We start from the raw sequence: 15,126 nt of genomic DNA on the forward strand, positions 1-15,126 counted from the left end.
GCCGACAAATGTCGGCATTTTAGGCGCCTCATCAGGAAAAGAACGGTTCAGCGCGTGACGTCGGCGTGCCGCACCAGCCCCACCTTCAACTGGCCTTTCACCCTTTCCCCTTGACGGGCGAACACCGGCCTGTATGGTCTAGGCCAAGTGGTCAAGACCTTTCCGTACCGCTTCCGTATTTCCTTGCGCGCGGAAAGGAACGGGCCATCGCCCTTCGCGCCTCTTGGACCCCCACACTTGAGAGGCCGACCCGCCGTGTGCCGGATCCCCCACGGTCCGGACCTCGCGCGGGAAGACCGATGTGAAGGAGTAGGTGTGCACCCCAAAAAGAAGTTGGCCGCCGGGCTGGGAATTGCCCTGGCGCCGGTTCTCGCATTGAGTCTGCCGGCAAGTTCCGCCAGCGCTCACGGATATATCTCGAATCCGCCCAGCAGGCAGGCGCAGTGCGCCGCCGGGACCGTCCGTTGCGGTGACATCACGTACGAGCCGCAGAGCGTGGAGGGGTCCAAGGGCCTCACCAGCTGCAGCGGCGGCAACTCCCGGTTCTCCGAACTGGACGACGACTCCAAGGGCTGGGCCGTGACCCCCGTCTCGAAGACCACGTCGTTCGAGTGGAAGCTGACGGCGCGCCACGCCACCAGCACCTGGCAGTACTTCGCCGGTGGCCAGAAGATCGCGGAGTTCGACGACAACGGCGCCCAGCCCGGCGCGACCGTCACCCACCAGGTGGACTTCGGCGGCCTGTCGGGCAAGCAGAAGGTCCTTGCCGTCTGGAACGTCGCGGACACCGCGAACGCGTTCTACGCCTGCATCGACGTGAACGTCGACGGCTGAGCGGACACGCGGGCCCCTGAGTCGGGGCCCGTCCCCGAGACAGGGGCCTGTTCCCGACGCAGGGATTCGATCCCGAGGCCGGGCTCCGGGGCCTTGAGGCCAAGGCCCGGTCCATTCCCCCACACGAGATTCCCCCCACACACGAACCGGGCCGCCGTCCGCGTCGGCGGCCCGGTCGAGGAGTGATCACTCACATGCCTCAGCGCACCCTCGGACTGCTCACCGCGGCCTCCGCGACCGCGGCGCTCGCCGTGCTGTCCCTCGCGCCGTCCTCCCCGGCCCAGGCCGGACCACCCGCGCCGGCGGAGCTGTCGGCGTCGTCGGACCGATCGGCCGGGGCGGAGCGGACAACGCCCCTGGCGGCGGACTTCGTCGTCAGCGAGGCGCAGTTCAATCAGATGTTCCCGAACCGCAATTCCTTCTACACCTACAGCGGCCTGACCGCGGCGCTCAGCGCCTATCCGGGATTCGCCGGCACGGGCAGTGACACCGTACGCAAGCAGGAGGCCGCGGCATTCCTCGCGAATGTCAGCCATGAGACCGGCGGCCTGGTGCACGTGGTCGAACAGAACACCGCGAATTACCCGCACTACTGCGACGCCAACCAGCCGTACGGCTGCCCGGCGGGAACGGACAAGTATTACGGGAGGGGCCCGATCCAGCTCAGCTGGAATTTCAACTACAAGGCCGCGGGTGACGCTCTCGGAATCGATCTGCTGAACAATCCGGACCTCGTGCAGAATGACGCCGCGGTGGCCTGGAAGACCGGTCTGTGGTACTGGAACACCCAGAGCGGGCCGGGCACCATGACACCGCACGACGCCATGGTCAACGGAGCCGGATTCGGTGAGACCATCCGCAGCATCAACGGCAGCCTGGAGTGCAACGGCGGAAATCCGGCCCAGGTGCAGAGCCGGATCGACACGTACAAGAGCTTCGCGCAGATGCTCGGCGTGGACCCGGGCTCCAACCTCAGCTGCTGACCGCGAGCTGCCGGTCCCGGCAGCGCACGCGGACACCGTGCTTCACGCTTCGTGCTCAGGGTGCCGTCGGCCCGCCGGCCGACGGCACCCTCGGTCCGTCCGGGAAAGGCAGGGACCGGGCCGGCACCGGTGTCAGGCGGGCGACCAGCGGGCCGTCAGCCGCGGTGTGCCCGCGGGGCAGCTGTACAGCGCGCCGAGCCGGTCCGCCGCCCCCTCACCGGTGGGCGCGGCACCCACCAGCAGCACCTTCCACGGCAGCGCGCTGTCGGTCTCGACCACGATCTCGTCACCGGTACGCCGGGTGGTGAAGACCGCCGCCGCGCCGGAGCCGTCCGGAGCCGGGATCGTCGTGACCGTGTCCACTCCCTCGGCCGGGGCGTACACCCGCAGTGTCACCCCGTCCGCCCAGTCGTACTCGGGGCCCTCGCCCTCGGCTCCGAACGGGATGACCGCGCCGGGCCTGGCCAGCAGTGGCAGCGTCGCGAACCCGTGGGTCTCCCGGTGCCAGCCGGGCCCGCTCACCTCTGCCCCGGTGAGCACGTTCGTCCAGGTGCCCTCGGGCACGTAGAACTCGACCGTGCCCTCCTCGGTGAAGACCGGTGCCACGAGCAGATCGTCGCCCAGCAGGTACTGCCGGTCCAGCGGGCGGCAGGCCGGGTCGTCCGGGAAGCCGAGCAGCATGGCGCGCATCACGGGCGTACCGGTGTCCCTGGCCTGCGTCGCCGCGCGGTAGAGGTACGGCATCAGCCGGTGCTTGAGACGGGTGAAGGACCGGGCGACGGCCACGGCCTCGTCGCCGTAGTCCCACGGCACCCGGTAGGACTTGCTGCCGTGCAGGCGGCTGTGCGACGACAGCAGGCCGAACTGCAGCCACCGCTTGAAGAGCGCGGGCGTCGGCGTTCCCTCGAACCCGCCGATGTCGTGGCTCCAGAAACCGAACCCGGACAGCCCGAGCGAGAGGCCGCCGCGCAGTGACTCCGCCATCGCCTCGAAGGTGGACTCGCAGTCACCGCCCCAGTGCACGGGCAGCCGCTGCCCGCCGGAGGTGGCGGACCGGGCGAAGAGCACCGCCTCGCCCTCGCCGCGCTCCTCCAGCAGCAGCTGGAAGACGGTCTCGTTGTAGAGCTGCGTGTAGTAGTTGTGCATCCGCTCGGGGTCGGAGCCGTCGTACCACTCGACGTCGAGGGGCACCCGCTCGCCGAAGTCGGTCTTGAAGCAGTCCACGCCCTGGTCGAGCAGGACGCGCAGCTTGCTCGCGTACCAGGCCCGGGCGTCCGGGTTGGTGAAGTCGACCAGGCCCATGCCGGCCTGCCAGCGGTCCCACTGCCAGACGTCGCCGTCCGGCTTCCTGAGCAGATAGCCGTGGGCCATGCCCTCCGCGAACAGCGGGGACTTCTGCGCGATGTACGGATTGATCCACACGCAGACGCGCAGCCCCCGCTCCTTGAGCCGGGCGAGCATCCCGTCGGGGTCGGGGAAGACGTCCGGGTCCCAGACGAAGTCGCACCACTGGTACTCGCGCATCCAGAAGCAGTCGAAGTGGAAGACGCTCAGCGGGACCTCTGCGTCGGCCATGCCCTGGACGAACCTGTTCACCGTGGCCTCGTCGTAGGAGGTGGTGAAGGAGGTGGACAGCCACAGGCCGAAGGACCAGGCGGGCGGCAGCGCGGGGCGGCCGGTGAGCGCGGTGTACCGGGCGAGGATCTCCCGCGGGCTCGGTCCGTGGATGACGAAGAACTCCAGGGACTGGTCCTCGACGCTGAACTGGACGCGCCCGACCGCCTCGGAACCGACCTCGTAGGCGACCCGGCCCGGGTGGTTGACGAAGACGCCGTACCCCCGGTCGGTGAGGTGGAACGGAACGTTCTTGTAGGCCTGCTCGCTGCTGGTGCCGCCGTCCGCCTGCCAGATGTCGACGCTCTGGCCGTTCTTGACGAACGGGGTGAACCGCTCCCCGAGCCCGAACACCTGCTCCCCCACGCCGAGCGTCAGCTGCCCCAGCATGAAGTGCCGGCCCTCCGCGTCGGTCGCGAAGCCGGCGCCACGTGCCCCGACGGACGTGAGGACCTGTCCGTCGGCGACGAAGTCGAGCCGCCAGGGCGCGCCTGCCTCGGTCCCGGTGCGCAGCGTGAGCCCGCCGGAGGTGAGTTCGGCCGTCGAGCCCTGCCGGACGGCCTTGGCGGGCGGCGCGGATTCGCCGGCGCCGGCGAGCGCGAACTCCGGGCGCCGGGGCAGCCGGCCGCCGTGGTGGGTGAGCCGTACGCCGATCACGCCCTCGGCCGGGGAGAAGCACTCCACCGTCAGCAGCGGCGCGTTGAGCGTGTCGCCCCGGTGGCCGACCTTGCCGACCGGCGCGTAGAGGGAGATCCGGTCGTCGGTGACGACGGCGTCGGCCACGGAGACCGCGTAGCGCGCGGTGACGCCGGGGCGCATCTGCCAATAGCCGTCAGTGAACTTCATCTGGGCTCCTGCTCCTGTTCCTGGTGTGGGGGCTGCGGTGCGCGTGTGCGGTGAGTCTGCCCGGCCGGTGCGCCGCGCCAGGGTCGGCGGACCGGACGAGGACCTATTTGACGGAGCCTCCGGTGACACCTGCCGCGACGTACTTCTGGGCGATCACCAGCAGGACGGCGGCGGGTACGGCGGAGATCACCGCGGTCGCCATGACCGCGCCCCAGTCGCTGACGTGGGCGCCCATGAACTCGTACATGCTGAGCGTGATCGGCTGGACGTCGTCGGTGGTGTTGAGGGTCAGCGCGAACATGAAGTCCGACCAGGCGAAGAGGAAGGTGAACAGGCCCGCGGTGATCAACGCGTTGCGGCTCATCGGCAGGACGACGCGGACGAAGGCGGTGAACCGGTTCGCCCCGTCCACCAGCGCCGCCTCCACGGTCTCCTTCGGTATCGCCACCATGAACGCGCGCAGCAGGACGATGGAGAACGGCAGCCCGAGCGAGGCGTCCGCGAGGATCAGCCCGATCGGCGAGTTCACCAGATGGAGGTCGACGTAGGCGCTGTAGAGCGCGTTGGCGATGACGATGCCCGGGACCATCTGGGTGATCAGCGTGCCGAACACGATGGTGCGGCTGCCGCGCAGGCCGAGCCGGGCCAGCCCGTACGCCGCGGGTGCCGCGAGCGCCAGACAGACGACGACGGCGCCGAGCGACACGACCAGGCTGGTGACCAGGGAGTCCGTCTGGGTGCTCAGGGCGCGCCGGAAGTTGTCCCAGCCCGGGGAGGTGGGCAGCCAGCGGGTCACGGCGAGGCTCTCGCCGGGCTGGAGCGCGATGTTGAGCATCCAGTACAGCGGGAAGAGGAGGACGGCCAGGACGAGCAGCGCGACGAGCGTGCTGCCGAGGGAGCGGCGGGTGCGCGGCGCGGACGGGCGCGGGGTGCCGCGCACCGGTCGTGGGGTGCGGCGCGGCCCGGGAGGGGCGGTGGTGGGCGTGGTCATGGCGGTCACTTCCCCTGGCCGAAGTCGGAGCGGTTGGCCCGCAGGTAGAGCACGGCGAACACCGCGCTCACGAGGATGAGCACATTGCCGACGACGGCCCCCTGCCCGAAGTTCATCTGCTGGAAGGACAACTGGTAGGTGACCGTGCCGAGGGTCTGGGTGGAGTCGGCGGGCCCGCCGCCGGTCAGGGCGAGGATCAGGTCGAGGATCTTGACCGTCGACATGAAGCCCAGGATGAGCACGACCGTGACGACCGGCCGCAGCAGCGGAAGAGTGATGCTGCGGAACGTGCGCCACGCGCCCGCGCCGTCGAGCGCGCCGGCCTCGTACAGCTCGCGGGGTATCTCCTGGAGCCCGCCGTAGAGGATCACCATGTTGAACGGGATGCCGATCCAGATGTTGACCAGGACGGTGGCGGCCAGGGCCACGCCGGTGCTGCTGAGCCAGGGGACGGGCGAGGAGACCAGGTGCAGGCCCGCCAGGGCGCTGTTGAGGACGCCGGTGTCCTGGTCGAGCAGTTTCCGCCAGACGACGGCCGAGACCACCATGGGCACCAGCCAGGGCAGCAGCAGCACGGCGCGGACGACACCGGACAGCGGGAAGCGGCGGGAGAAGAAGACGGCGAGGGCGAGGCCGATGGTGAACTGGCCGAGGAGGGAACCCGCCGTGAAGACGAGGGTGTGCCAGAGCGAGTTCGTGAACAGCGGGTTGTCGAACACACCGCGCCAGTTCTCGAAACCGTTGAAGGGCGCCTCGCCGGTGAAGTAGGTGCGCGGGGTGTAGCTCTGGAAGCTCATCGTGAGGTTGCGGACGAGCGGGTAGCCGAAGAAGGCCAGCATGTACAGGACGGCCGGGGCGACGAAGCCCCAGCGCAGCAGGGCCTGCCGGCGGCCGGTGCCGGCCCGGCCGCCGGCGGTCGTCGCCGGGGGCGCGGGGACGGTGGTGGTGGCGGTGGTCATGACGGTCGCCTCACTCCTCTCAACTCTTCGCACTCCTCTCCTCACCCCGTCTCATTCGTCGGCCGTGGCCTGGGCCTGCGCCTGTGCCAGGGCGGCCTCGGGGCCGGCCCGGCCGGTCAGTACGGACTGGAAGGCGCTCGCCAGGGCGTCGGAGACGACCGGCCAGCGCTCACCGACCCGGTCGGTACGGGAGCGGGCGGTCTCCACCTCCTCGGCGAAGGCGGCCAGCTTCGGATTCTTGGCCGTGTACTCGGCGGCGGCGCTCGTGCGGGTGGGCACGTTGTTGCGCGACTCGCCCCAGTCGACCTGGTTGCGGCGCTCGTTGAGGCAGTTGATGATCTTCGCGGCGGTCCGCTGCCGGTCCTCGTCGCCGGTCCGGGGCACGGTCATGACCGTGCCCCCGATCGGCGGCACCGGCGGGCGGCCGGCCTCGGGGACGGGAATGGGGGCGACCGCCCAGTTCAGGTCCTTGTGCTCGTTCAGTACGGGAACGTTCCACGGACCGTTGACCATCATGGCCGCCCGCCCGCCGATGAACTGCTCGGCGATGTCCTGCTGGTTCCAGGTGACCACGGCTCCCGAGGCGGACTTCTGGTCGACGAGGTCCTTCCACAGTCGCAGCGCGGGGGCGCCCTTGCCGTCGTCCAGCCGGGACTCGTCCCCTCCGGCCGACCAGAAGAACGGCAGGAACTGGTACACGCCGTCCGCGTTGGGCGTCGCGCTGAAGGCCATGCCGTACCGGGAACCGCGGGTCAGCTTCTTGGCCGTCGCCTTGAGCTCGGCCCAGGTGGTGGGTGGTTCGACGCCGGCCTCGCGCAGGACGTCGGCGTTGTAGAACAGCGCGAGGGAGTTCACGGAGCGGGCGATGCCGTACTGCGTGCCCTGGTAACTGCCCAGGGTCCCGGCGGCGGCCGACATGCCCGTGACGGCCACCCCGGCCTCCTTCAGCGGCACCAGCCCGCCGGTGGCGGCGAACTGGGGGAGCTCGGAGCCGTCGAGGTCGAGGATGTCGGTGAGCGAGTGCGACGACGCCATCCGGAGCGCCTTGGCGGCCACCTGGTCGGCGGGCACGCTGATCTGGCGCACCTTCACCCCGATCCGCCGTGCGCATCGGTCGTAGAACTCCTGCTCCTGGGCGTGTTCGATGTCGGTCGCCGAGTTCAGGACGGTGATGACACCGGGATCGGGCTCCGCCGCGCACCCGGTGAGGCCGGTGACGGCCACGAGGGCGGCGGCGGTGAGGAGCGCGGCCGGCGCCGGGGGGCGCCGACGGGCGGTCTGCATGATGATCTGCTCTCCGTTCGGTCTACGGCTCTGTAAAGGAGACGGAGGTGACGCGGGGTCGGCGTGGCGGGGAACGAGCGGCGTTGCCGTTGGGGACGGACCGGGTGCTGCGGGTGTGCGGGAGGGGGCGTCGCGGAGTGCGTCGCCCCCTCATGTCGAATCGATTCGACGCCGCGCTGCGGTGATGTTAGGCCCTGGCCGATACGGCGACAAGAGGAAGGACGGGGTTACCGCGGCACCTCGGTCCGCGCGAGCCCCGGTCTCGCCGGAGCGCACGCGGCCGCCGTCGCGGGCGGAATCAGTCGGCGGGCTTGCCGAACCAGCGGGAGAGGTGGTCGTCCAGGTCCCGCTGATCGTCACCGATCCAGGCGACGTGGCCGTCGGGGCGTAGCAGGACGCAGGGAACGTCCAGTGCCGCGGTGGGATCCGCGAGGTGATCGACCCGGTCCGACCAGCCGCCGACGGTCAGGCGTTCGGTGCGGTCCAGCAGCAGGCCGCGGCCGCGATGCAGCAGATCGTAGAGCCGGCCGTGTTTCACGTCGATGTCGGGCAGGCGGCGGCCGAGCAGGTCGGGGCCTTCGCCGAAGTCGTAGCGGATACCGATCGCGCTGATCTTCTCGATGAGATGGCGGTTCACCTCGTTGAAGTCCATCAGTTCGGTGAGCAGCCTGCGCACGGCCCGCGGGCCCGGTTCGGTGGAGTGCAGTTCCATCTGGGCGCGGGTGTTGTCCAGCACGTCCCTGGCGACCGGATGGCGTTCGGACTGGTAGGTGTCCAGCAGTGTTGTCGGCGCCCAGCCGCGGAGGTGCGCGGCCAGTTTCCAGCCGAGGTTGAATGCGTCCTGAACGCCGAGGTTGAGGCCCTGTCCGCCGGTGGGTGGATGGATGTGTGCCGCATCGCCGGCCAGCAGCACCCGACCGACCCGATAGCGTTCGGCCAGGCGGGTGGCGTCCCCGAAGCGGGACAACCAGCGCGGTGAGTGCACGCCGAAATCCGTTCCGGCGATGGTGCGCAGCTGTCGTTTGAAATCCTCGAGGGTGGGTGGTTCCGCACCATCGCCGACTCCCGCGGCGGGAACCACGACGCCATAGGCGCCATCGCCGAAGGGCCTGAGCTGGAATCGCTTGTTGGTCGCACCGATCTCGGTCACCTTGGCGGCGATCTCCTCCCGCGGCGCCCCCACTTCCATCTCGCCCATCAGCGTCTCGGTCCGCGAGGGCTCACCGGGGAATCCGACGCCGAGAAGTTCGCGCACCGTACTGCGCCCGCCGTCACAGCCGACGAGACAGCGCGAACGCAGTTGTTCGCCGTCGGCCAGCTCGACGGTCACACCCTCGTCGTCCTGCTCGAAACCGGCGACCGCACAACCGCGCCTGACCTGCGCACCCAGTTGGATCGCATGTTCTTCGAGCAGGTGCACGACGACCGGTTGCGGGATGCCCAGCAGATAGGCGTGCGCGGAATCCAGGCCCTGGGGCACGGGTTTGTCGATGGCGGCGAAGAATCCGCCGGCAGGCCGCAGTCTTCCGTGTTCGCGCATACGATCCAGCAGTCCGCGCATGGCCATCAGCTCGAGACTGCGCATGTGCAGACCGACGACGCGGACGAACGACACGAGCTCGGTTTCCTTCTCCAGAACGAGTACCCGCACATCGTGCAGCCGCAGTTCGGCGGCCAGCATCGCACCGGTCGGCCCGCACCCGGCGATGATCACGTCGAACATGAGGGGCGCGCGCTCGGCGCCGGAGGCAGGCGACCGGAGTGCGGGAACGTCGCTCGCGGTGAAGTCGCGCTCGACCGTGTCGTTCGACGACGGCTCGGCGGTGAACCGCGGAGAGTCCATGGGTGTTGCCTTTCGGGAGTGCCTTGGGGTGGAGGCGCTCCCGGCGACACCTACGTCAATCGCCGGCCGTGACGGGAAGGGGGAGCACCCACGTCGATACTGCGTTCATGGGTCTCACCTCCTCGGGCGGTGTCACGGTCTCCAGCAAGCTACAAGCCCGGGCGTCACCCCGTCCATACCTTTCCGAGGCACGTGATCACGGATCGGAGGTCCGGTCCCGGTAGGGTCAGTGGCGGGGCGGGGCGAGCGGGGCCGTGCCCGGCAGCAGGACCGGCGGGATCAGCAGATGGCCCACGGACTCCGCGAGCAACCGCGCCCCCGGTTCCTTGACCGACGGCGCGCCGCCCCCGCGCAGCGCGTCGGCCGCCGCCACGGCCAGCCGGGTCACCTCGAAGGACAGTGTCTCCACGGGCAGTTCGACCCGGGGCAGCGCCCGGCTCGCGGGATCACCGGGCAGAGTGCCGATGACGACGACGGCGAGGTCCTCGGGCACCCGCAGCCCCGTGGCGGTCACGGACGGCAGGATGTGGTGGTGCGCCGAGGGGTGCTGGACGATCAGTGCCGTCGGCGCCGCCCCGCCCCCGTCGCCCCGGCCGGCACCCGCCGCACCGCCGGCTCCCCCGCCGCCGCCGACGTCGGCGTCGAGGGTTCCGAGGACCGTACGGAGCCGGTCGGCGAGCCGGGCGGGGTCGGCCACCGAGTGGACCACCGTGACGGCGGCTCCGGTCATACGGGCTCCCCGGCGCGCGCCCGCGATACCGCGCAGCGCGTAACTGCGCCGCCCCTCGACCTCCCGCTCGCCCGGCGCGAGGTACACCATGTCCCGGTGACCGGCGGCGGCCAGTTCGCGCACGGCGAGCGCCGCGGCCTCCTCCCAGTCGAGGTCCGTCCACGGCAGCGCGTCCTCGTCGGCGGGCCGCCCGATCAGCGCGGCGGGGAAGGCCAGTTCGCGTACGACGTCGATCCGCGCGTCCTCCATGTCCACGGCCATCAGCACGGCGGCGTCGGCCAGCCCGCTGAGCGCCACCCGCCGCAGCCCCTCGGCCTTGTCCTGGGAGGTGGTGAGCAGCAGGTCGTAGCCGAGACCGTTGGCCGCGTCACTGACGTCGATCGCGAACCGGCCGTCCACGGAGTCCTGGAGCCCGGCGGCGCGGGGCAGCGCGAGCGCCAGCACGTGCGTACGGCTGCTGCGCAGTGTCCGGGCGCTGGCCCTGGGGTGGTACCCGAGCGCGTCCACGGCCTCCTGGACGCGTCGGCGGGTCTCCTCGGAGATGCTCCGGGAGCCGTTGAAGACATAGCTGACGGTGCTGGGCGCGACGCCGGCCCGCCTGGCGACATCCCTGATGGTTACCATCCGCGGCCCCTTCGACGAGGCGGGTACGTCACCGCCGGGCGTGCCGGTCCCTGTCGGTCGCCCAGGCCCCGGTCCGCCCCGGCCCGGCCCCGTACGACCGGTCGTGCACGAGGTGCCGCCGGTCGTACGCGGTGCGCGCGCCGGACAGGCCCCGGCGATGAGCCGCCATCGTATCGAACGGCTCGCCGGGACGAATCCGGCCACCTCCCCGGTGACCTGCCCTGCCCCGTCGACCGGACACGCCGCCGCATCGGGGTCGTCAGACGGCGGACGGAGCGCGGCGGTCGACATCAGGGCCCCGAACATCACCAGGCCGGAGAGCACCCCGGCCGCGCCGGGCGGTTCCGAGCGCTCCGGATCCCGTACGGTCGGACCCCGTACGGACAGCCCCGGTCCGCCCCGCGAATCCGGCGAGAACGGCGTGACCCTGGCGGACGTGGCGGCCGACGCGGGCGTCCACCAGTCCACCGCCTCGCGCGCCCTGCGCGACGGCGCGGGGGTCGGCGCGGCCACCGCCGAGCGGGTACGGGAGTCGGCCAGGCGGCTCGGCTACGTGGTGAACCCGGCGGCGGCCAGCCTGCGCACCGGCCGCTCACGGCTGCTCGGCGTCCTGGTCCCCCGGCTGACCGACATCGTCCTGGCGACGGTGTACGAGGGAATCGAGGCGGGCGCGGCGGCGGCCGGCCACCAGGCGGTGGTGACGAACACCGGTGCCGATCCCGCCGCCCAACGGGCCAAGGCGGAAGGACTGTTGGCGCTGCGTGTCGACGGTCTGCTGCTGGGCGACGCGCGGGGGGACACCACACTCGCCCCCCGAACTCGTCGCCCGGGGCGTCCCGGTGGCTCTGGTGTCCCGCCGGCTGCGCGGAATCACCTCGTTCACCTGCGACGACGCGCGCGGGGGGCGGCTGGTCGCGGAACATCTGCTCGCGCTCGGCCATCACCGGGTGGGCGTGCGCGTCCACGGCTCCCGCCCGGACGACGAACTGACCGACCGCGTCGGGCGAGCCGGGGACGCGCCCGGCCCGTGGCGCGCTCACTCCCCCGCGGCCCGCTCCGCGTCGGGGCGGTCGGCACGCGTGTTGGCCCGGTCGATCTCGGCCATGTGCTCCTCCGCCCAGGCCCGGACCGCCGCCAGCGGCCCCTCGAGCGACAGGCCCAGCGGTGTGAGCCGGTAGTACACGCGCGGCGGCACCGTCGGCTCCACCCGGCGGCCGACCAGCCCGTCCCGCGTCAGCCCCTGCAGCGTGGCCGACAGCATCTTCTGCGAGATGCCGGTCATACGGCGTTGCAGCTCGGCGAAGCGCACCTCGTCCGGCGCCGCCTCCGCGAGCACCTTGACGGCCATCGAGGTCCATTTCGTACCGATCCGGTCGAGCAGGCGCCGGGTCGGGCACTGGGGATCGAACAGATCACCGCGGACACCTTCGCGCGCTCGGGACGTCGAGGAGGTCACCTGGAGCTCACCACCTGTGGCGGACGTACGGTCTTGGACGGCCCACCTTAGTCACCTAACGTTGGGAAGTCACTATCGGTAATCACCACAGAGGGCTCATCATGCGCACCACACGCCTCACCCCCAGGCTCCGACCACGGCGCCCGGGACACCGAGCGGGCAGCGGCCGACGGCCGACACCGCGACCGAGACCGAGTCCCGGACCGGGATCGAGCTCCGCCGCGTCCTCGCGGGCGGCGTCGAGTTCAACGTCGCGCTCGCCGGCGAGGGACCCGCCGTCCTGCTGCTGCACGGCTTCCCGCACACCTGGCGGGTATGGACCGACGTCATGGCCGGGCTCGCGCGGACCACCGGGTGATCGCTCCCGATCTGCGCGGCTTCGGCGCGAGCGCCCCCATCCCAGGCGGTTTCGACGCCGCCACCCTCGCCGCCGACGCCGAGGCCCTGCTGGCGGCGTTGGGCGAGACCTCCGCCGCCGTGGCCGGCATCGACGCGGGCACCCCGCCCGCCTTCCTGCTCGCGCTGCGCAACCCCGGCCTGGTACGCCGCCTGGTCGTCATGGAATCGCTGCTGGGCGGGCTGCCGGGGGCCGAGGAGTTCCTCGCCGCCGGCCCGCCCTGGTGGTTCGGCTTCCACTCCGAGCCGGGCCTGGCGGAATCCGTCCTGACCGGCAGCGAGGCGCGCTACATCGGCTGGTTCCTCGACTCGGGCACCCTCGGCGAAGGGGTACGCCCCGCCCTGCGGGACGCCTTCGTCCACGCCTGCACCGGACGCGAGGCCCTGCGCCGCGCCTTCTCGTACTACCGTGCCCTGCCCACCAGCGCCCGGCAGATCCGGAGCGCCGTCGCGTCGGCCCGGCTCACCGTGCCCACCATGGCCGTCGGTGCCCACCCGGTCGGCAGGGCCCTCGAACAGCAGCTGCGGCCGGTGGCGGACGACCTCGTGGGACACGTCGTGGAGAACTGTGGCCACATCATCCCGCTGCACCGCCCCGAGGCCCTGCTCGGCCTGCTCCGGCCGTTCCTGGCCGTCGGGTGAAACCGAGTGAGGCCGGGTGAGGCCCGCGTGCCCGCGATGGTCCAGCGTCGCCGCCCGGCGGCGGGGTGGCCGACGGAGGCCAGGAGGAACCGGGATGATGAACTGCCGTAACGGGTTCACCTACCGACACGAGCCGATACGAGTTCGCCAACGATGTGGAGGAGTGGTCAAATGCCGCACGAACGAGCGGGTCAGCCCGCGCGGCCGGAGGACCTCACCGATGTCGCCAGGCTGGTGACGGCCTACTACGCCCTGCGCCCGGATCCGGGCGAGGCGGGTCAGCGCGTGGCGTTCGGCACCTCCGGACACCGGGGGTCGTCGACGGCCACCGCGTTCAACGAGGACCACATCGCCGCGACCAGCCAGGCCATCTGCGAGTACCGCGCCCGGCAGGGCATCACCGGCCCGCTCTTCCTCGGCGCCGACACCCACGCGCTGTCGGAACCGGCCCGGGTGACGGCCGTCGAGGTCTTCGCCGCCAACGACGTGACGGTGCTCGTCGACAGCGAGGACGGTTACACCCCTACACCGGCCGTCTCCCACGCGATCCTCACGCACAACCGCGGCCGCGCCTCGGGCCTCGCGGACGGCGTGGTGGTCACGCCGTCCCACAACCCGCCCGGCGACGGCGGCTTCAAGTACAACCCGCCCAGCGGCGGCCCGGCGGGCTCCGAGGCCACCAACTGGATCCAGGACCGGGCCAACGAGATCATCGCGGGCGGGTGCGAGGACGTACGGCGGCTGCCGTGGACCCGGGCGCTCGCGGCGCCGACGACCGGACGGTACGACTTCCTCGGCCGTTACGTGTCGGCCCTGCCGGAGGTGCTCGACCTGGACGCCGTCCGGGCCGCCGGGGTGCGCATCGGCGCCGATCCGCTCGGCGGCGCGTCGGTCGCGTACTGGGGGCGGATCGCCGAACAGCACCGGCTGGACCTGACGGTGGTGAACCCGGTGACCGACCCGACCTGGCGGTTCATGACGCTGGACTGGGACGGCAGGATCCGGATGGACTGCTCCTCCCCGTACGCGATGGCCTCGCTGATCGAGCAGCGGGACCGCTACCAGATCGCCACGGGCAACGACGCGGACGCCGACCGGCACGGCATCGTCACCCCCGACTCCGGGCTGATGAACCCGAACCACTACCTGGCCGTCGCCATCTCCTACCTCTACGCCCACCGCGAGCGGTGGCCCGCCGACGCGGGCGTCGGCAAGACGCTCGTGTCGTCCGGGATGATCGACCGGGTCGCCGCCGGCCTCGGCCGCCCGCTGGTGGAAGTGCCCGTCGGTTTCAAGTGGTTCGTGGACGGGCTGGCCGACGGCTCGCTGGGCTTCGGCGGCGAGGAGTCGGCCGGGGCGTCCTTCCTGCGCCGGGACGGCTCGGTGTGGACGACGGACAAGGACGGCATCGTCCTGGCGCTGCTCGCGTCGGAGATCCTCGCGGTCACCGGCACGTCGCCCTCGGCCCACTACGCCGCGCTCGTGTCGCGGTTCGGGGCGCCCGCGTACGCGCGGATCGACGCGCCCGCGACCCCCGAGGAGAAGGCTGTGCTCGCCCGGCTCTCGCCCGAGCAGGTCACGGCGGACACGCTGGCCGGGGACCCGGTGACCGGTGTGCTCACCCGTGCCCCGGGCAACGACGCGCCGATCGGGGGCATCAAGGTGACGACGGAGTCGGCCTGGTTCGCGGCCCGCCCCTCGGGCACGGAGGACGTGTACAAGATCTACGCGGAGTCCTTCCGCGGTCCCGACCACCTCGACCAGGTCCAGGTGGAGGCCAAGGCCGTCGTCGCGGCGGCCCTGGGCGGCTGACAGCCCGCGCGCCGAGCCCGGCCCGGCGGGCCGGGCGTTGGCACGGCCCGCCACGGCGGACGCGCGGGCGGGGCGCGCAGTGCTCCTCGGCGTGCGCCGCCGGCGCGCGGAA

General features: G+C 71.6%; 11 protein-coding genes and 2 pseudogenes. 5 read left to right on the forward strand and 8 right to left on the reverse strand.

Annotated features, from left to right (window positions below):
- The first annotated feature begins 315 nt into the window (after positions 1-315).
- Both ACU6P3_RS02750 and ACU6P3_RS02755 read left to right on the forward strand, forming a co-directional pair.
- A complete protein-coding gene (locus ACU6P3_RS02750; RefSeq protein ID WP_447195742.1) occupies positions 316-834 on the forward strand; it encodes a lytic polysaccharide monooxygenase auxiliary activity family 9 protein in 519 nt (172 codons plus the stop codon).
- A gap of 194 nt (positions 835-1,028) precedes the next feature.
- Positions 1,029-1,817: a chitinase gene (locus ACU6P3_RS02755; protein WP_447195743.1), complete on the forward strand. Its 789-nt coding sequence runs from the start codon at positions 1,029-1,031 to the stop codon at positions 1,815-1,817.
- A 132-nt stretch (positions 1,818-1,949) separates the two neighbouring features.
- On the opposite strand, the gene yicI is transcribed toward ACU6P3_RS02755, so the two are convergent.
- From yicI to ACU6P3_RS02785, 6 genes are all read right to left on the reverse strand, one after another.
- On the reverse strand, positions 1,950-4,277 hold the full coding sequence (gene yicI, locus ACU6P3_RS02760; RefSeq protein WP_447195744.1) for an alpha-xylosidase: 2,328 nt from the start codon (positions 4,275-4,277) through the stop codon (positions 1,950-1,952).
- Between the two features lie 103 nt (positions 4,278-4,380).
- Positions 4,381-5,268, reverse strand: coding sequence for a carbohydrate ABC transporter permease (locus ACU6P3_RS02765; RefSeq protein ID WP_447195745.1), 888 nt, complete (start codon positions 5,266-5,268; stop codon positions 4,381-4,383).
- A 5-nt stretch (positions 5,269-5,273) separates the two neighbouring features.
- Positions 5,274-6,227 carry a carbohydrate ABC transporter permease gene (locus ACU6P3_RS02770; protein ID WP_447195746.1) on the reverse strand — a complete coding sequence of 318 codons (954 nt, stop codon included), beginning with the start codon at positions 6,225-6,227 and terminating at the stop codon, positions 5,274-5,276.
- A 51-nt stretch (positions 6,228-6,278) separates the two neighbouring features.
- Complete coding sequence (locus ACU6P3_RS02775; protein ID WP_447195747.1) at positions 6,279-7,511, reverse strand: extracellular solute-binding protein; 1,233 nt, start codon at positions 7,509-7,511, stop codon at positions 6,279-6,281.
- Positions 7,512-7,809: 298 nt separating this feature from the next.
- Entirely contained in the window at positions 7,810-9,354 is a 1,545-nt protein-coding gene (gene rox / locus ACU6P3_RS02780; RefSeq protein WP_447195748.1) for a rifampin monooxygenase, read from the reverse strand.
- Between the two features lie 226 nt (positions 9,355-9,580).
- On the reverse strand, positions 9,581-10,708 hold the full coding sequence (locus tag ACU6P3_RS02785; RefSeq protein WP_447195749.1) for a LacI family DNA-binding transcriptional regulator: 1,128 nt from the start codon (positions 10,706-10,708) through the stop codon (positions 9,581-9,583).
- Between the two features lie 157 nt (positions 10,709-10,865).
- On the opposite strand from ACU6P3_RS02785, the pseudogene ACU6P3_RS02790 reads away from it, so the two are divergent.
- Positions 10,866-11,210, forward strand: a pseudogene (locus ACU6P3_RS02790) (hypothetical protein); the annotation flags it as partial.
- A 47-nt stretch (positions 11,211-11,257) separates the two neighbouring features.
- On the opposite strand, the gene ACU6P3_RS02795 reads toward ACU6P3_RS02790, so the two are convergent.
- The gene (locus tag ACU6P3_RS02795; RefSeq protein ID WP_447195750.1) at positions 11,258-11,416 is read right to left on the reverse strand and encodes a hypothetical protein; all 159 of its coding nucleotides are present in this window, start codon (positions 11,414-11,416) and stop codon (positions 11,258-11,260) included.
- 328 nt (positions 11,417-11,744) lie between these two features.
- The gene (locus ACU6P3_RS02800; protein WP_030743538.1) at positions 11,745-12,164 is read right to left on the reverse strand and encodes a winged helix-turn-helix transcriptional regulator; all 420 of its coding nucleotides are present in this window, start codon (positions 12,162-12,164) and stop codon (positions 11,745-11,747) included.
- Between the two features lie 208 nt (positions 12,165-12,372).
- Here ACU6P3_RS02800 and ACU6P3_RS02805 point away from each other — a divergent pair.
- Positions 12,373-13,202 (forward strand): annotated as a pseudogene (locus ACU6P3_RS02805) (alpha/beta fold hydrolase).
- 171 nt (positions 13,203-13,373) lie between these two features.
- Positions 13,374-15,014, forward strand: coding sequence for a phosphoglucomutase (alpha-D-glucose-1,6-bisphosphate-dependent) (gene pgm / locus ACU6P3_RS02810; protein ID WP_447195751.1), 1,641 nt, complete (start codon positions 13,374-13,376; stop codon positions 15,012-15,014).
- Positions 15,015-15,126: the final 112 nt, after the last annotated feature.

It is taken from the genome of Streptomyces hebeiensis (assembly GCF_052983195.1).